The following is a 24,567-nucleotide window of genomic DNA, read 5'->3' as shown; positions in this document are numbered from 1 at the left end:
ACGTCATGGGGCACCGATGGCAAGTTGTCCGTCAGGCGGCCGAGTGGCGCTGAATCCAGGTCACGTACTTGTCCATCCAGCCCAGCAGGAATTTCTTCGTGCCCTCGTTGCCGATGTGGCCGCGGTCGTCAAACAGGCCATCCTTGAACTGCAGGAAGATCTCCGGCGCACCCATCGTCGGAACGTCCAGGTAGGACAGCACATTGCGCAGATGCTGCTGTGCGAGCGCGGTGCCAGTGGCGCCCACCGAAATGCCCACCACGGCCGCGGGCTTGCCCGCCCAGGCACTCTGCCCATACGGACGCGAAGCGTGGTCGATGGCGTTTTTCAGCAAGCCGGGGAACGAGCGGTTGTATTCGGGCGTAACGAACAACAAACCCTGGGCCGCCGCAATCTCGGTCTTGAGCCGCTTCACCGAAGGCGCCTGGTTGCCGTCGTCGTCCTGGTTGTACAGAGGCAGATCGTCGATACGCACGTATTCGAACGTGAAGCTCGAAGGGGCAAGGTGCGCCAGCGCGATGGCCAGCTTGTGGTTGTACGAATCCTTGCGAAGGCTACCGACGATCACGGCAATTCGGGTCTGGCTCATGAATTGAAGCTCCTTGAAATGAGTGAGAAGGAAACAAGGGGGTTGGCGAAAACCATTATGCGAAGCGTCCAAGACCTTTTCTAGAAAAGCTCTTCGCCTCGCCTCCGGCTTTCAGGCAAGCAAAGCAGGTTCGCGAAATCGCGGGCATCATCGCCCGGGTCCTTTCGACTCAGGAGCGATTCACAATGCGATTTCTGGTGGTGGGTGCCGGCGCACTCGGCGGTTATTTCGGCGGCCGGCTGCTGGAGGCGGGGCGCGATGTGACCTTTCTTCTGCGCCCTCGGCGCGCGGCACAGATCGCGAACACCGGACTGGTGGTTCAAAGCCCCTTCGGCAACCTGCAACTGCCTTCGCCGCCCTACGTGATGGCCGAAGACATCGAGGCGCCATTCGACGTGATCGTTGTCGGAAGCAAGGCCTACGACTTCGATTCGACCATGGATTCCTTCGCGCCAGCGGTGGGGCCGGACACAGTCATTCTTCCCCTGCTCAACGGCATGAAGCATGTCGACCGCCTGGTCGAGCGCTTCGGCAACGAGCGCGTGCTGGGCGGTCTTTGCATGATCTCGGCCACGCTGGACGACGAAGGCCGCGTGCTGCATCTCAACGACATGCACGGCCTCGGCTATGGCGAGCGCGCGGGCGGCCGATCCGCACGTGTCGATGCCATCGAGGCGCAGTTCGCAGGGGCGAAGTTCGAGGCCACCGCGAGCGAGACCATCTCGCAGGACATGTGGGAGAAATGGGTGTTCATCGCCTCCGCTGCGGGCCTCACGAGCCTGATGCGCGCGTCCATCGGCGATGTCGTGGCGGCAGGCGGCCAGGACGTGGCGCTCGCGATCTTCGACGAATGCTGCGCCATTGCCGCGCACAACGGCTTCGCGCCGCGGCCGGCGGCCATCGAGCGCGGCCGCAAGATGATGACCTCGCCGGGCTCGCCGATGACGGCGTCCATGTACAAGGACATCGTGCGCGGCGCCCCGGTCGAGGCCGACCACATCATCGGCGACCTGTTGAACCGCGCCGCGCGCGCCGGTTCGCCGACGCCTTCGGTGCTGCGCACGGCCTACGTTCATCTCAAAGCGTACGAAGCGCGGCGGGCCCGCGAGGCCGCCTGAGTTCACATCAATGGCCGACGCCATCGCATTCCTTCACACGGCGCAGGTCCATGTGCCGACTTTCGAGCGCCTCGCCCGCGAGATCGCGCCCGACCTCGAGGTGCGCCACCTGGTGAAGGAAGAACTGCTGCACGAAGCGCGGGCCAAGGGCGCGGACAGCCCCGAGCTGTCGGCGCGCGTGCACGACGCCATGCGCGAGGCAGCATCCAGCGGCGCCACCGTGGTTGCGTGCACCTGCTCCACCATTGGCGGCATCGCCGAGCAAACCGCCACGGGCGGTGCCTTCGCAGCCCAGCGCATCGACAGGGCCATGGCCGACCGCGCAGTGCGCACGGGACCTCGCGTGCTGGTGGCCGCGGCGCTCGAAAGCACGCTCGAGCCGACAACCGCCTTAATTCTTTCGGCTGCCGCGCAGGCCGGCGTGGGCGTCAAGCCGAGCGTGCTCCTGGTCCAAGGCGCTTGGGCGCATTTCGAGGCCGGCGACGCCGCGCACTACATCGAGACGCTGGCCGATGCAATCCGAGCCGCTGCAACCGCGGCCGATGTCGTGGTGTTGGCACAGGCCTCGATGGCGCCCGTGGCCGCAAAACTTGTCGACATCGGGATCGAGGTGCTTGCCAGCCCCGGACTGGGCGTGGCCCATGCGGTAGCCACGCTGCGCGCATCGCGCTCGGCGTGGGCGTAGGCTGTGAGCCGCCCTACTCCGACTTGAGGATCGTCTCGCCCTTCAATGCACCCATGTCGCGGATGTTGAAGCGGTGCCGCTTCCAGCCCTCCCACGTGCGCCGCATGTGGGTGATCGAGATGAAGTAGTAAAGAAACTTGAACATGCCGAGCGCGCGCCACATCGGCGTGCCACGGTAGATGTCGCCCGCGAGCAGCGACATCAAGCCTTCTTTCACGCGGAACGGATTGCCCGGGTGCATGAACATGTCGCGGATCGTGGGGTTGGTCACGCGGTAGATGAACCACGAATACTCTCGCGGTCCCTTGCGCATCATGGCTTCGAAGGTCTCCCGCACGGACGCCAATTCGGCCGGCTTGTCCAGCGCCGTGGCCACCAGCTGGGCGCCGTCGAAGGCGCTGTGCATGGCAAGGTACACGCCCGACGAGAACATCGGGTCGATGAAGGTGAACGCGTCGCCCAGCATCAGGTAGCGGTCGCCCGTGGCATGGGTGCTCGAATACGAGAAATTGCCGGTGGCGTGCACGGCGTCGTCGACCAGCGTGGCGTTTTGGAGCCGCTCCACCAGCACCGGGCACAGCGCGATGGTGTCGTAGAAAAAGTCTTTGAGCGGCTTGTCGCGCGTCTTCAGGTAATAGGGCCAGCAGACCGCACCCACGCTGGTGGTGCCATCGGCCAGTGGAATAAACCAGAACCAGCCGTGCGGGAACCAGCAGATGCTGATGTTGCCTTCCTTCTTGCCTTCGAGCCGTTCGGCATTGGTGAAATGTCCGAACAGCGCGGTGCTGTTGTGGTCGGGGTTCTTTTCCTTACAGCGGAATTTGTTGGCCAGCAGCGTGTCGCGCCCCGTGGCATCGACCACGAAGCGGGCGCGCCAGCTGCGCTTGGCGCCGTCGTCCATTTCGGCCTGCACCGTGGCACCCTCGGCATCGAAGGCCACGTCGCGCACCTTGCAGCCTTCGAGCGTCTGCGCGCCGCGCGTGGCCGCGTTGCGGAACAGCAGCTCGTCGAGCTCCGAGCGGCGCACCTGCCAGGCGGAGTCGAGCGATTTGTCCCAGCCCTCGGCAAAGTCCACGTAGCTGCGGTGCTCATGCTCCGGCGAGACGAACTCGATGCCGAACTTGGGCATGCCGATCTTCTCGACCTGGTCGCGCACGCCGAGCTTGTCGAAAAGCTCCACGTTGGCCGGGAGCAGCGATTCGCCGATATGGAAACGCGGGTGATGCGCTTTTTCGAGCAGCACCACCTTGCGGCCTTGCTGCGCCAGCAGCGCAGAAATCGTGGAGCCCGCCGGTCCGCCGCCGATCACGAGCACATCGCAGGACTCGTCGGCGGCCGGGGGCATGGAAGAAGCGGAGGAAGTGGCTTGAGGCAAGGACATGCGGATGCAAGCAACATTGTTAACAATGGCGAAGCATAGCGCGGCCGACGATGCCGGGGCCTTCGGCTCACCCCTTATGGCGCGTGGCCCTTCGGCGCGTTCTGCAGGCTGGCCTGCGTCACGCTGGCGCCCGGCTTCACATCCTCGGTGATCCACACGTTCCCCCCGATGACCGCACCCTTCCCCAGCGTCACGCGGCCAAGGATGGTTGCGCCCGCGTAGATCACCACGTCGTCCTCCACCACCGGATGCCGCGGCAGGCCTTTCTGCAGGTTGCCCTCCGCGTCCGTCGGAAAGCGCTTGGCGCCCAGCGTCACGGCTTGGTACAGGCGCACGCGCTTGCCGATGACCGCCGTCTCGCCGATGACGACGCCCGTGCCATGGTCCATGAAAAAGCCCGCGTCGATCTGCGCGCCGGGATGGATGTCGATACCCGTCTGCGCGTGCGCCAGCTCGGCCACGATGCGCGCCAGGAGCGGCAGGCCGAGTTCATAGAGCCGGTGCGCAAAGCGGTGGTGGATCATCGCGAGCACGCCGGGGTAGCACAGCAGCACCTCGTCGACGCTGCGCGCGGCCGGGTCCCCCTGGTACGCTGCAAGCACGTCGCTGTCGAGCAGCCGGCGCAGGCCCGGCAGCGCACTTGCGAACTGGCGAACCGCCTCCGTCGCTGCCTGGTCGATCTCGCTCGCGGGACGCGGCTGGTGGCGCGCATTGAAGTTCAGCTCCAGCCGCGCCTGCACCAGCAGCGACGCCAAGGCGGTGTTGAGCGTATGTCCGACGTAGAAATCTTCGCTCTCGTGGCGCAGCTCGGGCGGTCCGAGCCGCATCGGAAAGAGCGCGCCCTTGAGCAGCTCCACGATCTGCGCAAGGGCGTCGCGCGAGGGAAACTCGCGCGCGCCGGGTTCGCGCGAACGGCGCTGCGAATCGCGCCACTCGTTACGCGCGTCGTGCAGTGCGCGGACGATGTCGCTCACTTCGAAGTTGACCATGGTGTTCTTTCCGGGCGTTGCAACCGACACTGTAGAAGCCCGCGATCCATGTGCCAAGAACGGAAAACCCGACTGCGAAATAAAAAAACCCGGCACCAAGACGGCGCCGGGTTGTTCGCGAGGCCGAGGGTCCGTCAGAGCTTCGCGATCGAAACCTCCGTCGACTTGACGAGCGCGACCACGTCGGATCCCACCTTGAGCTGCAGTTCGTCGACCGAGCGCGTGGTGATGACCGAGGTCACGATGCCCCAGGCGGTTTCGACATCGACTTCGGAGACGACGTCGCCGCGGATGATTTCGCGGACCTTGCCCTTGAACTGGTTGCGGACGTTGATGGCTTGAATGGACATGATGTTTCTCTTTCGGGTTGAAGGATGGTTCGAATGGGAGGGAAGGGAAATGGAAGCGGTGCGGATCAGCCGGCTGCCGCGGCCAGCGCCTGGTCGAGGTCGGCAGTCAGGTCGTCGATATGCTCGATGCCGACCGACAGGCGCACGGTGTCTTCCGTGACACCGGCTCGGGCCAGTTCCTCGGGCGAGAGCTGCCGGTGCGTGGTGGAGGCCGGGTGCGTGGCCAGCGAGCGCACGTCGCCGATGTTCACGAGCCGCGTGAAGAGCTTCAGCGCGTCGAGGAACTTCGCCCCGCCCTCACGGCCGCTCCCGATGCCGAAAGTCAACACGCCGCTTGACTTGCCGCCGAAGTACTTCTTCGCGAGCGCATGGTCGGGGTGGTCTTCGAGCGCCGCATAGTTGACCCACTTCACGGCCTTGTGCGTCTTCAGGTGCTGCGCCACCGACAGTGCGTTGCTGCTGATGCGGTCCATGCGCAGCGCCAGCGTCTCGATGCCCTGCAGGATCAGGAAGGCGTTGAACGGCGAGATGGCCGCACCTGTGTTGCGCAGCGGCACCACGCGCGCGCGGCCTATGTAGGCGGCCGGGCCCAGCGCCTCGGTGTAGACCACGCCGTGGTAGCTCACGTCGGGTTCGTTCAGGCGTTTGAAGCGCTGCTTGTGCTCAGCCCACGGGAACTTGCCCGAATCGACGATGGCGCCGCCGATGCTGGTGCCATGGCCGCCCAGGTATTTGGTGAGCGAGTGCACCACGATGTCGGCCCCGTGCTCGATGGGCCGGCTCAGGTAGGGCGACGGCACGGTGTTGTCCACGATCAGCGGCACGCCGTGGCGGTGCGCAATCTCGGCGATGGCCGCGATATCGGTCACGTTGCCCGCCGGGTTGCCCAGCGATTCGACGAACACCGCCTTGGTCTTCTCGTCGAAGAGCTTCTCGAAGCTGCTGGGATCTCGGTGGTCCGCGAAGCGCGTGGTGATGCCGAACTGCGGCAGCGTGTGCGCAAACAGGTTGTAGGTGCCGCCATACAGCGCGGTGCTGCTGACGATGTTGTCACCCGCCTCCGCGATGGTCTGGATCGCATAAGTCACGGCCGCCTGGCCCGAGGCCAGCGCCAGCGCCGCAATGCCGCCCTCGAGCGCGGCCACGCGCTGCTCGAGCACGTCCTGCGTCGGGTTGTTGATGCGGGTGTAGATGTTGCCCGGCACCTTCAGGTCGAACAGGTCCGCGCCGTGCTGGGCGCTGTCGAAGGCATAGGCCACCGTTTGATAGATGGGCGGCGCTACGGCGCGCGTGGTCGGTTCGGGCGAGTAGCCGGCGTGCACCGACAAGGTTTCGAATTTCCAGTTTTGCGACATGCAACTGCCTTTCTGTTTTTGTGGATGAACGAGTTCAGATCGCCCAGCGCAGCGTGTGCGCGGACGGTTGCAGCCAGCTTGCGTCCGTCTCGGCGGGCTCTGCATCGCCGGCCTTCTGCAGCACGCGGTCGAGAATGCGTTTCTCGATCGCCGCAAAAGCCGGATCGCCCTGCGAGCGAGGCCTGGCAAGCGCGATGTTTTCGTCGAGCGCGATGCGGCCGTCCTCGATCAGGATCACGCGGTCCGCCAGCGCCACGGCCTCCTGCACGTCATGCGTCACCAGCAGCGCGGTAAAGCGGTGGCGCAGCCAGAGGTTTTCGATGAGCCGATGCATCTCGATGCGGGTCAGCGCGTCGAGCGCACCCAGGGGCTCGTCGAGCAGCAGCAGGCGCGGGTGATGCACCAATGCGCGTGCGAGCGACACCCGCTGGCGCTGCCCACCCGACAGGCGCGCCGGCCATTCGTTCTCGCGGTCGGCCAGGCCCACCTGCGCCAACACTTCCTTGCCGCGCGCCTTGGCGTCGCCGGGCAAGCCCAAGGTCACGTTGTCGAGAACGCGGCGCCAGGGCAAGAGGCGCGCTTCCTGGAACATGATCCGGGTGTCGTCGTGCAGGCCATCAATGGCCTTGCCGTCGGTGTAGAGGCCTCCGGAGGTGGCCTTCTCGAGTCCGGCGATGAGCCGCAGCAGCGTGCTCTTGCCGCAGCCGCTGCGCCCGACGATGGCAATGAACTGCCCCGGCTCGATACCGAGCTGGGTGTTGCGCAGCACCTCGCGATCGCCATAGCGCTTGTGCAGCCCGCGCGCCTGCAGGCGAACGCCGCCGGCGATGGCCGGTTGCTGGATGTCTTTCAGAACGGCACTCATGATTTCAGCCTCGGTTGGAAGAGCGCCACGTCCAGCGCGTTGATCTTTCTGGGAAGCAGCTTCTCCGCGAAGAAGGCATCGGCGATGCGCTGCTGTTCGGTCAGCGCCTCAGCCACGACGGGGCGTACCGCGTAGCTGCGGCGTGCATTGGCCTGCTCGATCGTTGCCGCATCGAGGCCCCACACGGGCGACAGCAGCGCCGCCGCTTCCTTCGGGTTCTGCTTGACCCACTGGCCGGTTCTCTCGAGCTCGGCGTACACCACGCGCAGCACGTCCGGGCGCGCCTTTGCGAACGGGGTTCCGGCAAGGTAGTAGCGCTGGTACGAGGCGATGCCCGTGCCGTCGGCCAGCACGCGCACCCTGGCCTGGCGCTGCGCCGCGGCAAGGAACGGGTCCCACACCACCCAGGCGTCGATGGCACCGCGCTCGAAGGCAGCGCGGCCGTCGGCCGGTGTCAGGTAGGCAGGCTCGATGTCCTTGAAGGACAAGCCGGCCTTCTCCAACGCCGCGATCAGCAGGTAATGCGCGCCCGCCGCCTTGGCGAAACCGATCTTCTTGCCCTTCAGGTCTGAAAGCGACTTGAGCGGCGAGTCTTCGCGCACGAGGATGGCCTGCGCGGCGGGCGAAGGCGCTTCCTGTGCGACAAAGGTCAGGTCGGCTCCGGCGGCCTGTGCGAATACCGGCACGGTGTCGGCCACGTCGGCACTGATGTCGAGGTTGCCGAGGTTCAGCGCCTCGAGCAGCGGAAGGCCGCTGGTGAACTCATGCCAGCTCAACGTGGCATTGAGCGAGGCCAGCTGCTTCTCGAGCGTGCCCTGCACCTTGAGCACCGCCGTCAGCGTCGAGGATTTCTGGTAGCCAAGGCGCACCGTGGCAGGCCGCGCTGTCGCACCCTGCGCCAGCACCGCACCGGCACCCAGTACGCCCAGGGCTGCGATGGCCGTGCGGCGCGAAATTGTGGAAGAGGTAGTCATGCGCCCTGCCCTCACTTCGGCTTCTTCTGGTAGCCGGGATGCCAGCGCAGCCACCACTGCTCCAGCCCGCGCGCAAACAGGTCGGCCAGCTTGCCGAGCAGCGCATACAGCAGGATGCCCACCAGCACGATGTCGGTCTGCAGAAACTCGCGGGCGTTCATCGTGAGGTAGCCGATGCCGGCCTGCGCCGAGATGGTTTCGGCCACGATCAGGATCACCCACATCAGCCCGAGCGAGAAGCGCAGGCCCACCAGGATGGACGACAGCGCACCCGGCAGGATCACCTCGCGGTACAGCTGCCAGCGCGAGAGGCCATAGGTGCGGCCCATCTCGATCAGCTGCGGGTCGACGTTGCGAATGCCGTGAAAGGTGTTGAGGTAGATCGGAAAGAACACCGACACCGAGATCAGAAACAGCTTGGCCGACTCGTCGATGCCGAACCACAGGATCACGAGCGGAATGAGCGCCAGCGCGGGAATGTTGCGCACCATCTGGATGGTCGAGTCGAGCAGCGTCTCGAAGAATTTCACCGACCCCGTCAAGAGGCCCAGCACCAGCCCGGTTCCGCCGCCGATGGCGAGGCCCGCGAGCGCACGGCCCGCGCTCACCTTGACGTGCGTCCAGAGCTCGCCCGACAGCGCCAGCCCCCAAGCCGCCTTGACCACGTCAACCGGCGCCGGCAGCACCCGCGTGGAGAGCCAGCCCAGCGATGAGGCGATCTGCCAGAAGACGATCAGCCCCACCGGCACGAGCCACGGCACCAGCCGGCCCGCCACGTTGGCGCCGAAGGCCTTGAGCGCCCGGCCGGCGCTTTCTTCTGAAGGCGCGACCACCGGAAGTTCTTGCACTTGTTCCGTCATGGGAGTCCTCAGCTTTGGGAAGCAAGACGCGAAGGCGCGTCGAGATTGGCGACCACCTCGCCGAACGGTCCGCTGAGCGAGCCGCCTGCGAGCCGTGTCTGCGCCTTGCGCGAGAGCAGCGGAAACACCAGCTCGGCGAATCGGTAGGCCTCTTCGAGATGCGGGTAGCCCGAGAGAATGAATTTGTCGAGGCCGAGCGCCGCGTATTCCTCGATGCGCGCCGCCACGGTCTTGGGGTCGCCCACCAGCGCGGTGCCTGCGCCGCCGCGAACCAGCCCCACGCCGGCCCAGAGGTTGGGCGAAATTTCGAGCTCGGCGCGCGAGCGCCTGGCCCCGCCGGCATGCAGCGCCGCCATCCGGCGCTGGCCTTCGGAATCCATGCGCGCAAACGCGGCCTGGGCGCGGATCACGGTCTCGTCATCGACGCGGCTGATCAGTTCTTCGGCGGCCTTCCACGCGGCGTCTTCGGTTTCGCGCACGATGACGTGCAGCCGGATGCCGAACTCGACGCTGCGGCCCTTGCGCGCGGCGCGGTTGCGCACGTCTGCGATTTTCCGGGCCACCTCGGCGGGCGGCTCGCCCCACGTGAGATACGCATCGACCTGCTCGGCCGCGAGCTCGTGCGCGGCGGCCGACGAGCCGCCGAACCATACCGGCGGATGGGGGGTCTGCAGCGGCGGATAGAGCAGCTTGGCGCCCTTGACGCTCAGGTGGCGGCCTTCGTAGTCGAAGCCCACGCCGTCGTGGCTGCGCGCAAGAATCTCGCGCCAGATGCGGATGAATTCGGCCGACTGTTCGTAGCGCGCCGCATGGTCCAGGTACACGCCGTCGCCTTCGAGCTCGGCCTGGTCACCGCCGGTCACCAGGTTCACCAGCAGGCGGCCGCCCGAGAGCCGATCGAAGGTCGCGGCCATGCGCGCAGCCAAGCTGGGCTGGTGCAGCCCGGGCCGCACCGCAACCAGGAACTTGAGCTTCTTCGTCGCGCCGATCAAGCTCGAGGCGATCACCCAGGGGTCTTCGCACGAGCGGCCGGTGGGAATCAGCACCCCTTCGTAGCCGAGGTTGTCGGCTGCGCCCGCGATCTGCTGCAGGTAGGCCAGGTCGACGGGCCGTGAGCCCTCGCTCGTGCCGAGGTAGCGGCTGTCGCCGTGGGTGGGGAGAAACCAGAATATCTGCATGTCGTCTTCCGTCGGTTCGGGCCTGCGCCCTTCAAATGGCGAAGAAAAAGCCGCGCACGCGGGGCAGCGCGAAGCGCAGGCGCGGAAACCCGGCACGTGTGCGCCGTTGCTGTTCGGAAATGCCCCAGGCGCGCGTGGTGGTGGCAACCACGCGTGCGGCGCGGTCTTGCAATGGCCGCGTCACAACGTGCCCGCCGCGGCGGCCTCGAGCACGCTGATCTTTCGGGGGATCAGCTTCAGGTCGAAGAAGGTGTCGGCGATTTTTTGCTGCTCGGCGAGCACGGCCTTGCTGATGGGGCTGGTGCCATAGGCCGCCCGCGCCACGGTCAGTTCGGCCACCGGCTGGGGCAGGCCCCACAGCGCGGCAAACTCGGCGGCCAGCTCGTTCTTGTGGGCAGTGCCCCAGACGTCGACCTTGTTGATTTCCTCGATCGCAATGGCCAGCACGTCGGCGTTCTTAGCCACGTAGCCGAGCGACGAGAAGTAATAGCCACGGTTGCCCACCACGCCGGTCGCGTCGGCCAGGATGCGGGCCTCCAGCAACTTCTCGGCGGCGGCAAGGAACGGATCCCAAATCACCCATGCGTCGACAGAGCCTTTCTCGAAAGCGGCACGCGCATCGGCAGGCGGCAGGTAGACGAGGTTCAGATCGCTGTACGCGAGACCGTGCTTCTCGGCCAGCTTGACGATGAAGTAATGGACGTTGGAGCCCTTGTTGAGGGCGATCTTCTTTCCCTTCAGGTCTGCCACGCTCCTGATGGCGGAGCCCTTGGGCACCAGCACAGCTTCCGACTGGGGCCGAGGAAGCGTGGTTGCCACGTAGGCGAGCGGCGCCCCCGCGGCCTGCGCAAAGATCGGCGGCGCTTCGCCCACGTCGCCGAAGTCGATCGAGCCGACGTTCAGCGCTTCGAGCTGCACCGGGCCGGCCGTGAACTCGGTCCACTTCACCGAGACACCGAGCGGCGCCAGCCGCTTCTCGAGCGTGCCGCGGCCCTTCAGGATGCTGAGAGCCCCCTTCTGGTGGCCGATACGCAGCTGGCGCCCCTGCGCCTGGGCCAGCGCCGCGAACGAAGGCAATGCAAGCGCGGCTGCGGTGCCTTGCAGCAAGCGGCGGCGCGGAATGGAGATCGAAGTCATGAAGGTGTGTCCTTTCAGGCCGAGATGAAACCGACGATGAGCGCAATGGCGGTCACCACGATCGTGCTGATGGCAAGGTCTCGCAGCGCGCGCCAGATGGAGCGAGGCGGCGTGTCGAGCGCGGAGTCTTCGGTGGCTACGGGGTTCATGTGTGGATTCCTTTGGGCAAAGCTGTCCCCTCGCCGCGTACGGGCGACTTCAAAAAATGGGGAACGGAGTTGAGATTGGCCGAACGCGAGTTCGGCGAAGATCCGTTAGACGCTACATCGCACGCGGGAAAACGGCACGGGCTCGAAGCCGTGTGTCGCGGGCAGCTTGAGCCCTTCGGTCGCCAGCACCTCGACGGCTTCGTTGAGCCGCTCGGCCAGGTCGTTGTGCACCTGGTAGGCGTTCTCGGGCGTCAGCGTGATCTGCGAATCGGTCGCGTAGACGCCCGGCAGGATGTGGCGCGCCGAGAGCGCATGCAGCACCGGCCGCAATGCGTAGTCGAGCGCGAGCATGTGGTGCGGGCTGCCGCCGGTGGCCAGCGGCAGCACCGTCTTGCCCTTGAGCGCGTTCTGCGCCAGCAGATCGAGGAAGACCTTAAGGACGCCGCTGTAGGCCGCCTTGTAGACCGGCGTGGCCACCACAACCACGCGCGCATGCGCCACCTGCGCAATGGCGCGTTGGATAGCCGGATGGTTCCAGTCGGCCAAGAGCAGCGCCTCTGCCGGCAGATCGCGGATCGCGAGCCGCTCGATCTGCGCATTGCGGCCGGCCAGGCGCTCAGCCACGGCCTCGAGCAAGGCGGTGGAGCGCGACGGTGCCGAAGGGCTGCCGGCAATCAAGAGAACGGACACAGATGGCTTTCGTTGGTAATTGTGCGAGCTATGACACGAGAAGCCTCGACGCGAGCGGCGGCCTGCCCGCCCCGGCAGGGGCTGGACACAGCAACCTCAAAAGTGCGCGAAGCGTGGGCGCGCTACTTCGTGTAGATCTGGTCGAACGAACCGCCGTCCGCGAAGTGCGCCTTGTCGGCCTTCGCCCAGCCACCGAACGCCTGGTCGATGGTTACCAGCGTCAGCTTGGGAAACTGCTTGTCGTACTTGGCCTTGGCCTTTTCCGAGGTCGGGCGGTAGAAGTTGCGGCCCGCAATGTCCTGGCCTTCGTCGGAATACAGGTACTTGAGGTATTCCTCCGCCACGGCGCGGGTGCCCTTCTTGTCGACCACCTTGTCGACCACCGCCACCGTGGGCTCGGCCAGGATGGAAATGGAAGGCACCACGATCTCGAACTTCTCTGCACCGAATTCCTTCAGCGCCAGGAAGGCTTCGTTCTCCCAGGCCAGCAGCACGTCGCCGACGCCCCGCTGCACGAAGGTGATGGTGGAGCCGCGCGCGCCGGTGTCCAGCACGGGCACGTTCTTGAACAGGCTACCGATGTATTCCTTGGCCTTGGCGTCGCTGCCGTACTTTCGCTTGGCAAACTCCCAGGCGGCCAGGTAGTTCCAGCGGGCGCCGCCCGAGGTCTTGGGATTGGGCGTGATCACCTGCACGCCCGGCTTGACGAGGTCGTCCCAGTCCTTCAGGCCCTTGGGGTTGCCCTTCTTCACCAGGAACACGATGGTCGAGGTGTAGGGCGCAGAGTTCTGCGGCAGGCGCTTCTGCCAATCGGCCTTGACCACGCCGCCGTGCGTGACCAGCGCGTCGATGTCGCCGCCCAGCGCCAGCGTGGCCACGTCGGCATCGATGCCGTCGATGATCGACCGGGCCTGCTTGCCCGAGCCGCCGTGCGACTGCTTGATGCTCACGTCCTGGCCGGTCTTGGCCTTCCAGTATTTCGCGAACGCGCGGTTGTAGTCGACGTAGAGCTCGCGCGTCGGGTCGTAGGACACGTTGAGCAGCGTCACGGGGGCGCCGCCCTGCGCAAACGACGGCAATGCCGTCAGGGCCATGGCACCGGCCACGCCGGCCCCCAGGGAAAGCTTGATAAAGTCGCGGCGAAGGCTCATGGTGTCTGGCTCAAAAAGGCATATCGATGAAGCCACGTATTCTGAATACGACATATAGAAACTGGAACGACCGAGTTCTCAGTTCTAAATAGCAAAATCAACTAAGCAACCGCTTTCCCCATCAGAGGCATCAAAAATGGCACGCATGGTTCAGTGCATCAAACTCGGCAAAGAGGCCGAAGGGCTCGACTTCCCGCCCTATCCTGGGGAACTGGGCAAGCGCCTGTGGGAGAACGTCAGCAAGGAAGCCTGGGCCGCCTGGCTCAAGCAGCAGACCATGCTGGTGAATGAAAACCGGCTGAATCTGGCCGATCTGCGCGCCCGCCAGTACCTGGCCCGCCAGATGGAAAAGCACTTCTTCGGCGAAGGCGCCGACGTCGCCCAGGGCTACGTTCCCCCCTCGAACTGAGCCCGCCTTGGCCGCCGAGCCCGTCGCCTGGCGCGCCGACGGCGTGCCCTACAGCGAGCGCTTCGACGACATCTACCACACCGAAACCGGAGCCCTGGCGCAGTCGCGCCATGTGTTTTTGGGCGGCTGCGGCCTGCCTGAAGCCTGGGCCGGACGGCCGCAATGGCGGATTCTCGAAACTGGATTCGGGCTCGGACTCAATTTTCTGACAACCTGGCAGGCTTGGCGTGCGGACGCCAACCGGCCGAGGCTGCTGCATTTCGTCTCGGTAGAAGCGCACCCGGTCGGTCCCGAAGACCTCTTGCGCGCTGCCGGGGCCTATCCCGAGCTGGCTTTGTTGGCCAAGGAACTGGCCGCCCAGTGGCAGGGGCTGCTGCCGGGCTTTCACCGGCTGGCCTTCGACCAGGGCCGGGTCTTGCTCACGCTGTGCATCGGCGATGTGCAGGCCATGCTGCGCGCGCAGCGCTTCGAGGCCGACAGCATTTTTCTCGACGGCTTCAGCCCGCAGCAGAACCCCGCGATGTGGTCGCCCGACACGCTGAAAGCCGTGTCGCGCTTTGCACGCCAGGGCACCGGCCTTGCCACCTGGACCTATGCCCGCGCAGTGCGGGACGCACTCTCTCAGAACGGCTTTCAGCTTGAAAGGCGCGAAGGCCTGCCGCCCAAGCGCGACTGCCTCGCCGGCGTATTCGCGCCTGCGTGGACGGTGCGCCGCCGCGGCCCTGCGGCCGAACACATCGAGGCCCCCGGGCGCTGCGCGGTCATCGGTGCCGGGCTGGCCGGCGCTGCCGTGGCGGCGAGCCTGGCACGGCGCGGCTGGCAGGTGACGGTGCTCGATGCGGCCGATCGCCCGGCCGCCGGCGCTTCGGGCCTGCCGGTCGGCGTGATGGCGCCGCATGTCTCGCCCGACGACGCCCTGCTGTCGCGGCTCACGCGCGCCGGCATTCGCGCCACGTGGATCGAACTGGAACGCCTGCTGGCGCAAGGCCGTGATTGGCGCGCCAGCGGCGTGCTGGAGCGCCGGCCCGAGGGCGACACGCGGGTGCCCGCCGAATGGAGCGACAGCGGCCCCAATGAGTCGTGGCCCGCAAGCACGGCGCAATTGGCGGAGACAGGCCTGCCTGCCGATACGCCCGCGCTCTGGCACGCACGTGCGGGCTGGGTGCGTCCTTCGCGTTTGATCGAGGCGTGGCTGCGCGAGCCGGGCGTCGAGTTTCGCGGCAATGCTGCGGTCGCGCGCGTTTCACACAGCGCGGCGGTGTGGCAGCTGTTCGGCGACGACGGCCGGTTGCTGGCCGAAGCCGACCGCATCGTCGTTGCCGCGGGCTTCGAATCGGGGCGCTTCGCACCCCAGCTTCCACTGCAGCCGGTGCGCGGGCAGGTCGCGTGGGGGCGCATGACGGGCGAACTCGCGCTGCCCGCCACGCCGCTCAACGGCGACGGCCACCTGATCGCCCATGTGCCCGAAGGGGAAGACGCCCTGCTCTGGCTCGCTGGCGCCACCTTCGACCGGGACAGCACCGAGCTCGCGCCGAACGACGCCGACGCCGCCGCAAACCGCGAGCGCCTGAAACGGCTGCACCCCGCCGCCGCAGGGTTGGCCGCCAGCTTCGATCGCGGCGAGGCCAACGCCTGGGTCGGCGTGCGTTGCGCCTCCGGCGACCGCCGCCCGCTGGTCGGCCCGCTGGACGAGGACGGCCTGTGGGCATGCACCGCCCTGGGCTCGCGCGGGCTCAGCTTCGCGGCCCTGTGCGCGGAGCTGCTGGCCGCCCAATGGCATGGGGAACCGCTGCCGTTGCCGGTCAACCTGGCGAAGGCGCTGGGCACGCAGCGCACACGGGCTTAGGCGCACATTTCCCGGCATTCGGCGGCATCTGACCGCCCGCAGCAACCATGGCCCACGTCAACACGTGAGAATGCTCCGCATGGCCATCCAATACGACATCACGCACACCACCGTCTACCGCTACAAGAAACCGGTGACCTTCGGGCTGCACCGCGTCATGTTCCGGCCGCGCGACAGCCACGACCTTCGGGTGCTGGCCACCGACCTGCAGGTGAGCCCGCAGTCGTTCACGCGGCTGATCCAGGACCCGCATTCGAACTCGGTCGCGCTGGTGCAACCCATGGGCGAGGCCACGGAGCTGCGCATCGTGTGCTCCTTCACCATCGAGCACGTGCCGGCGCAGCAAGACCAGCTCGCGCTCGACCCTGCGGCCGAGTTCCTGCCCTTTGCCTATACGGTACAGGAGCGCCTCGACCTGGAGCATTACTTGCGGCCGCACCATGACGACGATGCGGGTGGAACCCTGATCCGCTGGGCCCACCAGTTCCTGCACACCGACCAGCCCAACAGCACGCGCGAAGTGCTTGCGCGCATGAACGCGCACATCGGCCAGAGCCTCGAATACAAGGCGCGCGACGAGGAAGGCACGCAGACGCCGCTGCAAACGCTGGCGCTCGGCAGTGGCAGCTGCCGCGACTACGCGCTCTTGATGATGGAGGCCGCGCGGCGCCTGGGCATTGCCACCCGCTTTGTCTCCGGCTATCTCTACGATGCCGCGCTCGACCGCGCGGCCCAGGCGCCCGGCGAATCGATGACCGGCGCCGGCACCACGCACGCCTGGCTGCAGGCCTATCTTCCAGGCATCGGCTGGCTCGCCTTCGATCCCACCAACAACCTCATGGGCAGCGGGCAGCTGATCCGCGTCGGCGTCACGCGCGACCCGGCGCAGGCCGCGCCGATCTCCGGCAGCTGGTATGGCGATGCCGAGGCCTACGACGGCCTCGAGGCCACGGTGGTGGTGACGCGGCGCAAGGAAGGCTGAAACCCTCCCGCGCGGGTGTCACGCGGGTGTCGCGCAGGAGATAGCAGCTACGGGAAAGCCCGGACCGGCGCGCCCGGCAACGCCCCTACCCTGCCCCGCCGGTTCAGCGAAATAGCACGGTCGTTCTCTACGGTCGGGTGAGGCTCCGCTGTGCCGGGCTTCTTCCCAACACCAAGAAAACGGAGAGAGACACCTCATGCATTCAGCGCGCCTGACATTTCTTGCCCTCGCAGCCAGCCTTGCCGTCGCATCCTGCGGCGGGGGCGGCGGAGGCAACGGTTTTGCCTTCACGCCGCTGCCGCCGGCACCGGCTCCCGCGCCTCCAGCACCGCCCCCTCCTCCGCCGCCGCCTGAAGAGACGCGGCTGCAGGACAGCCGCAATTCCTTCGCGCCCGCCGATCCGGCCGCCACCACTTTTGCGGCGCTCGCGGCCGATGCCGGCGACACCATCGACAACGCTACCACCAGCCGTTGGGCCGGCATGCTGGGCGGCGCGCAATATCGCGTCGAAGTGCCCGCCAACTGGAACGGCAAGCTCGTGATGTACGCGCACGGCTATGCCGGCGACGTCAACCTGCTGGTGGTGAACAATCCTTCGATCCGCCGCTACCTGATCCAGAACGGCTACGCCTGGGCCGCCTCGAGCTACAGCAAGAATTTCTACGACGTACGCGCCGGCGTGGAAGACACCAATGCACTTGCCCTGCAGTTCAACGCGATCGCCAAGGCCAACGGCCGCGAGCTCGCGGCGCCGTCGAGGCTCTACATCACGGGCCACTCGATGGGCGGCCACATCACCGCGGCGGCCATCGAGGACGAGGCCTACGCCACGGCCAATCACAAGGTGAAGTACAACGGCGCGGTGCCGATGTGCGGCGTGCTCGGCGACACCGAGCTGTTCGACTATTTCTCGGGCGCACAGGTCGCCGCGCAGGCGCTGGCCGGGTTGCCCAAGTACCCCACCGTCAACTGGTCGGACATCAAGGCCCAGGTCACCGGCACGCTCTACACCGCCTTCCCGGGCACGCCGACGGCCACCGGTTTGAAGTTCGCCTCGGTGGTGAAGAACCTCACCGGGGGCGAACGGCCGATGTTCGACCTCGGCTTCACGCAGGGCGGCTCGTTCGCGGCGGTGTGGGGCGTGTTCGGCAGCGACGGCACGGTCAACGGCATCCTGAACAGGAGCACGCTCGACACCAACCGCTTCACCTACACCATCGACGGCGACGAGCCAGGGACCACCGCGCTGAACGCCTCCGTGCTCAAGCTGACGGCGGCGGCCGACGCCAACCGCCTGCGCACCGACGGCCTGCGCTGGATCCCCAAGGCCAACGGCGAATTCAAGATTCCGGTGGTCACGCTGCACACGCTGGGCGACCTCTACGTGCCCTTCAGCATGGAGCAGATCTACAACCAGCGCGTGGCCGCCAAGGGCAACAGCGGCTGGCTGGTGCAGCGCGCGGTTCGCGGCATCTCGCACTGCGACTTCACCCTGGCCGAGCAGGTCGAGGCCTTCGACGCCATGGTCAAGTGGGAGCGCGACGGCGTGAAGCCGGCGGGCGACGACGTGGTCACCGCGTCCACCGTGGCAGACCCGGCCTATGGCTGCACGTTCACGCGCCCGCTGGGCACTGTGGACGAAGGCACCACCAGCAAGGCGACCCGGCCGGGCGCAGCCGCCGCACGCCCCTGCCCGCCCTGATCGGGATGTGATCGGCATGTGACCGGCGGGCTAAGTCTCGCGCGGCAAGAGGCGGGGAAGCGACATTGACGCCCGTTGGAAACGGCGGCAATGTCGCACCATCGGCGTGGCACCGAACGCCTTGAAGGACGACGCATGAGACTCCTCGCACTCGCCGCCGGCACGCTGATGGCCGCAGCCCTGGCCTGGCACGCCGCACCCTCGTTCGCCGAGCCGGCGCGCCGCGTGCCCCCGCCCAGGTTCGACGTGATGACGCCGCCGACTGCGATATACGAAACCGCCGTGTTCGCCGGCGGCTGCTTCTGGGGCGTGCAAGGCATATTCCAGCGCGTCAAGGGCGTGAACATCGCCGTGTCGGGCTATGCCGGCGGCGACGCGAAGACCGCGCGCTATGAACAGGTGGGTTCCGGCCGCACAGGACATGCCGAATCGGTGCGCATCGTCTACGACCCGAAGCAGATCAGCTACGGCAAGCTGCTGCAGATCTTTTTTTCGGTGGCGCACGACCCGACCGAGCTTAACCGGCAGGGTCCGGACACGGGCCCTCAATACCGCTCCACTGTGTTTGCCGAGAACATCGAGCAGGCCCGCGTGGCGAGGGATTACATCGCGCAGCTGAACCAGTCCAAGACCTTTGGCAAGCCGCTGGCGACCACCATCGAAATGTCGAAGCCGTTCTATGCGGCCGAGGCCTATCACCAGGACTTTCTTACTCGCAATCCGAAATACGGCTACATCGTGATCTACGACATGCCGAAGCTCGAGAACCTCAAGAAGCTGTTTCCGGAGAGCTACCGGGCGACGCCCGTGCTTGTGAACCCGGCAAAGAGCGGGTGAATTCAGGCGCCTCTCGGCGCGTCCGCCGTCGCATCGTAGTTGCCGCGGCGTGCCGCCTGGTTGCACCGCGCGCGATGCACGAGCGCCTTCTGCGCGGCCTCCACATTGGCGGAGTCGCCTTTCCAGGCATCCAGGGCCGGTTGCTGAACGGCGCGCGAATATGAGAACGCCAGCGCCCAGGGCAGCCGCGACTTGAATCTCTGGTTCATCGCATTCAGCCGGGCGGACGCGAGCTGCGACGATTGGCCGCCCGAGAGAAAAGCGATTCCCGGCACTGCGGCAGGCACGGTGCGCAACAGGCACGTGACCGTTGCGTCAGCGACTTCTTCCACGCTCTCCTGCTGCGGACAGGCTTGCCCGGGCAGCACCATGTTCGGCTTCAGGAGCATGCCTTCGAGCAGCACACCCTGCAAGCGCAGCTGGGCGAAGACCGCGTGCAGCGTGTCTTCCGTGATTTCCGCGCAGCGCGCCAGGGAATGGTCGCCTTCCATCAGCACTTCGGGCTCGACGACGGGAACGAGTCCGGCTTCTTGGCACAGGGCCGCGTAGCGGGCCAGCGCGTGGGCATTCACCTCGATGCATGCCCGGCTGGGCAAGCCGGCGCCCGGCGTGATGACGCCGCGCCATTTGGCAAAACGCGCGCCCATGCCGGCGTACTCGGCCAGCCGCTCGCGCAGGCCGTCCAGGCCTTCGGTGACCGTCTCGCCCGGATGGCCCGCCAGCGGCTTCGCACCGGTGTCGACCTTGATGCCGGGAATGATGCCCACCGCGTCGAGCGCCGAGACGAAGGACGCGCCCGCGCTGGTTCGTTGCCGGATGGTTTCGTCGAAGAGGATCGCACCGCTGATGCATGCGCCCAGGCCCGGCGTGGTAACGATCAGCTCGCGCCAATCGCGCCGCGCGTCTTCGGTTTGGGGAATGTTCAGTTTGGCGAAGCGCTTGTGGCAGGTGGCGTTGCTCTCGTCCATGGCGAGCAGCCCCTTGTCTCCTGCGACCAGCGCTTGTGCGGTATCGATCAATGCCTGTTCAGTCATGATGCTGTGACCCTCGCTTGAAACGATCCTACGCCTGTGCCTGGCCTCCGGCTAGATCACGTTCTTCTCGAGCAACGGCCGGTTCTCCAGAATCCGCGCGAACGAAACCGGCGACAGATCGAGGCTGCGGTACTCGCCGTAGCGGATGAGTTCGGCGATTCCGCGCCCCGTTGCCGGGCAGTGCTGAAGCCCGTGCCCGGAGAAGCCATTCGCAAAGAACAGGTTCTCGCAGTTCGGGTGCAGACCGAGGATCGCGTTGTGATCGAACAGGTTCATCTCGTAATAGCCCGCCCATGCGCCGGTCATGCGGATGGCCTCGAAGACGGGCACGCGCTTGGCCAGTGCGGGCCAGATGAAATCGTCGAACACCCGGTAGTCGACTTCGAGCGGCGCATCGTCGCGATCCCGGTCCTGGGGCGGCGCAAAGCCGCAGATGAAGCGGCGGCCCTCGGGGCGAAACCAGATGCCCGAGGTATCGATCACCAGCGGACAGCCCGGCAGGGTGTCGGGACAGGAGAAGCTGAACACCATGCGGCGCCGGCCACGCACTGGCAGGTCGATGCCGGCCATGCCCGCCACCTTGGCGGCCCAGGCACCGGCGGCATTGACGACGACGTCGGCCTGGAGCACGTTGCCGATGTCGAGCTCGACGCCCGTCACCCGATGGCCGTCGCACTTCAAACCGGTCGCCTTTGCCTGCACGTAGAGCGCCCCCTGCGAGACGGCCTTCTTGCGAAAGGCTTGCAACAGGCTATAGCCGTCGTACCAGCCCTCACCTGAAAGGCCCAGCGACGCCAGCGCGATGTCTTCGGTCGACATCCACGGGAAGCGTGCCTCCAGTTCATCGGGCGTCATCAGGGCCACGTCGACGCCATGGGCCTTCTGCAGCGCGTGGTTCTCGCGCAGTACTTCGACGCCTTCCGTCGGCGCCAGGTACAGATAGCCGGGCTCGACCAGTCCGATGTCGGGCACGTTGTCGCCCACCCGCAGGATTTCGCCAAGGCCGCGGAAGAACTCGATGCCGTAGAGCGACATCTCGATGTTGATGGCGGTGGAAAACTGCTGCCGGATCGAGCTGGCCGACAGGGCCGACGACGCCTGCGTGTACGAAAAGTCGCGCTCGACCACGGTTACCTCGAACGGTTCCTCCTGCGGATCCCGGTTCAGGAAATAGGCGATGGCGGAGCCGATGGCGCCGCCGCCGATGATCACCACACGACGCATGAAATACCTTTCTTGCTGCTCGCCGACATGTCATTGTCCCAAGCGCCGCGAAAAACCGCGAGCCCCGCCCGCAGAATAGCAACGATGAGAAAAGACATTCCCAACCTGGGTGCGCTGCAAGCCTTCGAGGCCTCGGCGCGGCTGGGGAGTTTCACCCGTGCGGCGGCCGAACTGGCCCTCACGCAAAGCGCCGTCGGTCGGCAGGTGGCCACGCTTGAGCAGCGGCTGGGCGTGCCGCTTTTCTCACGCGTTCGCCGGCGCCTCACCCTCACCGATACGGGGCGCGAATACGCGGCACGCATCCGCCGCCACCTCGACCAGATCCGCCGCGACACGCTGGAGATCAGCGCCGGCCATGACATGGGTTTTGTGCTCGAAGTGGCCGTGGTGCCCACATTCGCCACGCAGTGGCTGATTCCGCGCCTGCCCGATTTCAGCCTTCGGCATCCGAACATCACCGTCAATCTCTCGGCACGGTCGCAGCCCTTCTCGTTCCAGGAGAACGCCTACGACGCGGCCATCTATTTTGGCGACCAGTTCTGGCCCAACACCCAAGGCGGGCTGATCTTTTCCGAGGGCGAGATGGTGCCTGTCTGCAGCCCCGCGTTTCGCGACGCCAATGGGCCATGGGACGAATCGGCCTTCGAGCGCTGCCGCCACGTCCACCTGGGCACGCGCGCGCACGCCTGGCGCGACTGGTATTCGCAGCAGGGCTGGGACTACACCGTGCACGCCTCGCGCGGCCCGCGCTACGAACTCTTCACCATGGTGACGGCCGCTGCGGCCGCCGGCATGGGCGTGGGCCTCGCGCCGCGCATCCTGATCGAACGCGAATTGCGAACCGGCGAACTCGTGATCCCGATCGACCGGCACCTGGACGTGCGCCAGGGCTACTACTTCGCCTATCCCGAAGGCCGCCCGGCTTCCGGGGCGCTGGAGCACTTCAAGCGCTGGGTGCTCGGGCTCACGCCCGGCTGACAGGATCGTCAAAGCGTTCGACCGCGGCCCATTGCTGGCCTGCAATTTGCTCCGTCGATCAAAAATGACAGAAAATTTTCTTTTTTGTCTTATATTTGTAAACTCGTTTTCATCAGATGCCCCGTTTCGGGTGCACGAACCCACGCATGAGCACCAACGTCGACAACACTGGCACCACCGTGGCCCAGCGCATTGCGCAGGCCCTGCCGCGGCTGACGCGGTCGCACCGCCAGGTCGCGGACTTCGTGCTGGAGCACCCGCTGCAGGTTGCGACCTTGCCCATCGACGAGCTTGCAGCCGCCGTCGGCGTATCCGTCGCCACGGCCAACCGCTTTGCCCGGGCGCTCGATTTCGACGGCTACGCCACCTTTCGCGCCGAGCTCGTGCGCGGGTTCGAATCGCTGGTGGCGCCGGTTGAGCGCCTGCGCGGCAACCTCGAGCATCCGACCACCGTGGCCGAAGTGTTCGCCACCGCGCTCGACGAGAGCCGCCGCAACATCGAAGCCACGCGCCAGTCGCTCGACTACGCCGCCTGCGAAGCCGCGGTGCAGCGCATCGGCAAGGCGCGCTCTGTCTACATTGCCGGTTTCGGCGCGAGCGCGTGGCTGGCGGGGCTGCTGCAGCACGGGCTCGACGGCAGCTGCACTGACGTGCGGATGCTCTCCAGCGTCAGCGGCGTGACGCATGCGGCGCGCACGCTGATGCACGCCGGGCCCCAGGACCTGTTCATCGGCCTGACTTTTCCGCGCTACCTCACGGACACGGTGGCGCTGGCCCAGATTGCCAAAGGACAGGGTTGCGCCGTGCTGGCGCTGACCGACCGCCCGAGTTCGCCACTGGCGCCGCTGGCCGACGTGGTGCTCTATTGCCAGACTGAAACCAACTACCGGCCGAACTGCGAGACCAGCGTGCTTGCATTGATCGAGGCGCTGACCAGCGCGGTGGCGCTGCGCGCGCCGCGCGCGGTGCAGTCCGCGAGCCGCATCCTGCAGGCCGTGCGGCCCTGGCTGCATGGCGCGCAAGGCCTGCCACGGGCCGATGCCGCCACACAACTCGCCGGCGCCGCCACCACGGCCGATGCCCGCAAGAAAAAGAAGAAAGTTTCCCGATGAAGAACGTCACGCCCGTCATCGCCATTCACGGCGGCGCCGGCACCATCAGCGCCGCGACGACCGGTGCGGCCCAGGCACAGGCCTATCACGATGCCTTGCGAAGCATCGTGCTTGCCGCGCAGGCGCTGCTCCGGAAGGGTGCTTCCGCACTCGATGCCACCTGCCTTGCGGTCGAGCTGCTCGAAGACTGTCCGCTCTTCAACGCGGGCCACGGCTCGGTTTTCACGCACGAGGAAACGCACGAGCTCGATGCCGCCGTGATGGACGGTGCCACCCTGGCCGCGGGCGCGATTGCCGGCGTGTGCCACATCCGCCGCCCGGTGCGCGCCGCACGTGCCGTGCTCGAAGACGGCGCCCATGTGCTGCTCGCCGGCCCCGGCGCCGAAGCCTTTGCGCGCGAGCACGGGCTGGAGATGGTCGAACCTTCGTATTTCTCCACCGAGGCGCGCCGCCAGCAGCTCTACCGCGTGCGGGGCACCGGCCGCGTGGTCACCGACCATGAAGGCGCGGCCATGACGACGACGCCGCTCGACGAAGACAAGAAGCTCGGCACCGTGGGCGCCGTAGCGCTGGACATGCAGGGCCATCTCGCCGCGGCCACTTCGACGGGCGGCATGACCAACAAGCGAGTCGGCCGCATCGGCGATTCGCCGCTGATCGGCGCCGGCACCTATGCCGACGACCGCACCGCCGCGGTCTCTTGCACCGGCAGCGGCGAAATGTTCATCCGCGTGGCAGCGGCCTACGACGTTTGCGCCCGCATGGCCTACGGCGGCGCCACGCTCGAAGCGGCCACGCACGCCGTCGTGCAGCAGTCGCTGCCGGCCATCGGCGGCACCGGCGGTCTGATTGCCGTCGACCGCCACGGCAACCTGAGCCTCGCCTTCAACACCGAAGGCATGTACCGCGCCCACGCGCGCGGCGACGAATCGCCGGTCACGGCCATCTTCGCCTGACGCCCTCCTTCCTTCG

26 protein-coding genes are annotated in these 24,567 nt (G+C 66.7%); 10 read left to right on the top strand and 16 right to left on the bottom strand.

What is annotated here, in order from left to right; all coding sequences use genetic code 11:
* Nucleotides 1-31: 31 nt before the first annotated feature.
* A complete protein-coding gene (locus tag BLR24_RS18070; protein WP_093019338.1) occupies nt 32-589 on the bottom strand; it encodes an NADPH-dependent FMN reductase in 558 nt (185 codons plus the stop codon).
* Between the two features lie 185 nt (nt 590-774).
* Here BLR24_RS18070 and panE point away from each other — a divergent pair, with 185 nt between their 5' ends.
* Together panE and BLR24_RS18060 are read left to right on the top strand one after the other, a co-directional pair.
* Nucleotides 775-1,707: a 2-dehydropantoate 2-reductase gene (panE, locus tag BLR24_RS18065; protein WP_093019336.1), complete on the top strand. Its 933-nt coding sequence runs from the start codon at nt 775-777 to the stop codon at nt 1,705-1,707.
* Nucleotides 1,708-1,717: 10 nt separating this feature from the next.
* A complete protein-coding gene (locus tag BLR24_RS18060) occupies nt 1,718-2,392 on the top strand; it encodes an Asp/Glu/hydantoin racemase (protein ID WP_093019334.1) in 675 nt (224 codons plus the stop codon).
* 13 nt (nt 2,393-2,405) lie between these two features.
* Here BLR24_RS18060 and BLR24_RS18055 read toward each other — a convergent pair whose 3' ends face one another.
* The 13 genes from BLR24_RS18055 to BLR24_RS18005 all read right to left on the bottom strand — a co-directional run bounded on the left by BLR24_RS18055 (nt 2,406) and on the right by BLR24_RS18005 (nt 13,471).
* Nucleotides 2,406-3,773, bottom strand: coding sequence for an NAD(P)/FAD-dependent oxidoreductase (locus BLR24_RS18055; RefSeq protein ID WP_093019332.1), 1,368 nt, complete (start codon nt 3,771-3,773; stop codon nt 2,406-2,408).
* A gap of 74 nt (nt 3,774-3,847) precedes the next feature.
* Nucleotides 3,848-4,762 carry a serine O-acetyltransferase EpsC gene (epsC, locus tag BLR24_RS18050; RefSeq protein WP_093019594.1) on the bottom strand — a complete coding sequence of 305 codons (915 nt, stop codon included), beginning with the start codon at nt 4,760-4,762 and terminating at the stop codon, nt 3,848-3,850.
* A 134-nt stretch (nt 4,763-4,896) separates the two neighbouring features.
* A complete protein-coding gene (locus tag BLR24_RS18045; RefSeq protein WP_007829250.1) occupies nt 4,897-5,112 on the bottom strand; it encodes a TOBE domain-containing protein in 216 nt (71 codons plus the stop codon).
* A gap of 65 nt (nt 5,113-5,177) precedes the next feature.
* Complete coding sequence (locus BLR24_RS18040) at nt 5,178-6,467, bottom strand: O-acetylhomoserine aminocarboxypropyltransferase/cysteine synthase family protein (protein WP_093019330.1); 1,290 nt, start codon at nt 6,465-6,467, stop codon at nt 5,178-5,180.
* A gap of 34 nt (nt 6,468-6,501) precedes the next feature.
* The gene (locus tag BLR24_RS18035) at nt 6,502-7,332 is read right to left on the bottom strand and encodes an ATP-binding cassette domain-containing protein (protein WP_093019328.1); all 831 of its coding nucleotides are present in this window, start codon (nt 7,330-7,332) and stop codon (nt 6,502-6,504) included.
* On the bottom strand, nt 7,329-8,306 hold the full coding sequence (locus BLR24_RS18030) for an aliphatic sulfonate ABC transporter substrate-binding protein (protein WP_093019326.1): 978 nt from the start codon (nt 8,304-8,306) through the stop codon (nt 7,329-7,331). The genes BLR24_RS18035 and BLR24_RS18030 overlap by 4 nt, the downstream gene beginning before the upstream one ends.
* 11 nt (nt 8,307-8,317) lie before the next feature.
* Nucleotides 8,318-9,166, bottom strand: a complete 849-nt coding sequence (gene ssuC, locus BLR24_RS18025; RefSeq protein ID WP_093019324.1) for an aliphatic sulfonate ABC transporter permease SsuC — start codon at nt 9,164-9,166, stop codon at nt 8,318-8,320.
* An 8-nt stretch (nt 9,167-9,174) separates the two neighbouring features.
* A complete protein-coding gene (ssuD, locus tag BLR24_RS18020; RefSeq protein WP_093019322.1) occupies nt 9,175-10,344 on the bottom strand; it encodes an FMNH2-dependent alkanesulfonate monooxygenase in 1,170 nt (389 codons plus the stop codon).
* A gap of 31 nt (nt 10,345-10,375) precedes the next feature.
* Nucleotides 10,376-10,528, bottom strand: a complete 153-nt coding sequence (locus BLR24_RS30750) for a hypothetical protein (RefSeq protein ID WP_217636331.1) — start codon at nt 10,526-10,528, stop codon at nt 10,376-10,378.
* Nucleotides 10,525-11,481, bottom strand: coding sequence for a sulfonate ABC transporter substrate-binding protein (locus BLR24_RS18015; RefSeq protein WP_093019320.1), 957 nt, complete (start codon nt 11,479-11,481; stop codon nt 10,525-10,527). Before BLR24_RS18015 ends, BLR24_RS30750 begins: the two co-directional genes overlap by 4 nt.
* A gap of 14 nt (nt 11,482-11,495) precedes the next feature.
* Complete coding sequence (locus BLR24_RS31190) at nt 11,496-11,630, bottom strand: hypothetical protein (protein ID WP_268810396.1); 135 nt, start codon at nt 11,628-11,630, stop codon at nt 11,496-11,498.
* A gap of 105 nt (nt 11,631-11,735) precedes the next feature.
* Nucleotides 11,736-12,320 (bottom strand): NADPH-dependent FMN reductase, encoded by a 585-nt coding sequence (gene ssuE / locus BLR24_RS18010; RefSeq protein ID WP_093019318.1) that lies wholly within the window; start codon nt 12,318-12,320, stop codon nt 11,736-11,738.
* Between the two features lie 122 nt (nt 12,321-12,442).
* Nucleotides 12,443-13,471, bottom strand: coding sequence for a sulfate ABC transporter substrate-binding protein (locus tag BLR24_RS18005; protein WP_093019316.1), 1,029 nt, complete (start codon nt 13,469-13,471; stop codon nt 12,443-12,445).
* 136 nt (nt 13,472-13,607) lie between these two features.
* Here BLR24_RS18005 and BLR24_RS18000 point away from each other — a divergent pair, with 136 nt between their 5' ends.
* The 5 genes from BLR24_RS18000 to msrA all read left to right on the top strand — a co-directional run bounded on the left by BLR24_RS18000 (nt 13,608) and on the right by msrA (nt 19,247).
* Entirely contained in the window at nt 13,608-13,880 is a 273-nt protein-coding gene (locus tag BLR24_RS18000; RefSeq protein WP_012748083.1) for an oxidative damage protection protein, read from the top strand.
* 7 nt (nt 13,881-13,887) lie between these two features.
* Nucleotides 13,888-15,726, top strand: a complete 1,839-nt coding sequence (mnmC, locus tag BLR24_RS17995; RefSeq protein WP_093019314.1) for a bifunctional tRNA (5-methylaminomethyl-2-thiouridine)(34)-methyltransferase MnmC2/FAD-dependent 5-carboxymethylaminomethyl-2-thiouridine(34) oxidoreductase MnmC1 — start codon at nt 13,888-13,890, stop codon at nt 15,724-15,726.
* A gap of 70 nt (nt 15,727-15,796) precedes the next feature.
* Nucleotides 15,797-16,708, top strand: a complete 912-nt coding sequence (locus BLR24_RS17990; RefSeq protein WP_093019312.1) for a transglutaminase family protein — start codon at nt 15,797-15,799, stop codon at nt 16,706-16,708.
* 196 nt (nt 16,709-16,904) lie between these two features.
* The gene (locus BLR24_RS17985; RefSeq protein WP_093019310.1) at nt 16,905-18,410 is read left to right on the top strand and encodes an alpha/beta hydrolase family protein; all 1,506 of its coding nucleotides are present in this window, start codon (nt 16,905-16,907) and stop codon (nt 18,408-18,410) included.
* 135 nt (nt 18,411-18,545) lie between these two features.
* Nucleotides 18,546-19,247, top strand: a complete 702-nt coding sequence (gene msrA / locus BLR24_RS17980) for a peptide-methionine (S)-S-oxide reductase MsrA (RefSeq protein ID WP_093019308.1) — start codon at nt 18,546-18,548, stop codon at nt 19,245-19,247.
* A 2-nt stretch (nt 19,248-19,249) separates the two neighbouring features.
* Here the strand turns inward: msrA and BLR24_RS17975 are convergent, their stop codons facing one another.
* Together BLR24_RS17975 and BLR24_RS17970 are read right to left on the bottom strand one after the other, a co-directional pair.
* Complete coding sequence (locus BLR24_RS17975; protein ID WP_093019306.1) at nt 19,250-20,281, bottom strand: class I fructose-bisphosphate aldolase; 1,032 nt, start codon at nt 20,279-20,281, stop codon at nt 19,250-19,252.
* Between the two features lie 51 nt (nt 20,282-20,332).
* Nucleotides 20,333-21,505, bottom strand: a complete 1,173-nt coding sequence (locus BLR24_RS17970) for an NAD(P)/FAD-dependent oxidoreductase (RefSeq protein ID WP_093019304.1) — start codon at nt 21,503-21,505, stop codon at nt 20,333-20,335.
* Between the two features lie 84 nt (nt 21,506-21,589).
* On the opposite strand from BLR24_RS17970, the gene BLR24_RS17965 reads away from it, so the two are divergent.
* From BLR24_RS17965 to BLR24_RS17955, 3 genes are all read left to right on the top strand, one after another.
* Complete coding sequence (locus tag BLR24_RS17965) at nt 21,590-22,483, top strand: LysR substrate-binding domain-containing protein (RefSeq protein WP_093019302.1); 894 nt, start codon at nt 21,590-21,592, stop codon at nt 22,481-22,483.
* A 146-nt stretch (nt 22,484-22,629) separates the two neighbouring features.
* A complete protein-coding gene (locus BLR24_RS17960; protein WP_093019300.1) occupies nt 22,630-23,595 on the top strand; it encodes a MurR/RpiR family transcriptional regulator in 966 nt (321 codons plus the stop codon).
* Nucleotides 23,592-24,551, top strand: coding sequence for an isoaspartyl peptidase/L-asparaginase family protein (locus tag BLR24_RS17955; RefSeq protein WP_093019298.1), 960 nt, complete (start codon nt 23,592-23,594; stop codon nt 24,549-24,551). Before BLR24_RS17960 ends, BLR24_RS17955 begins: the two co-directional genes overlap by 4 nt.
* Nucleotides 24,552-24,567: the final 16 nt, after the last annotated feature.

Origin of the sequence: Variovorax sp. OV700, assembly GCF_900099805.1 — a bacterium.
In the GTDB taxonomy this organism is placed as follows: domain Bacteria; phylum Pseudomonadota; class Gammaproteobacteria; order Burkholderiales; family Burkholderiaceae_C; genus Variovorax.
This window is presented reverse-complemented; position numbering and strand designations above follow the sequence as displayed.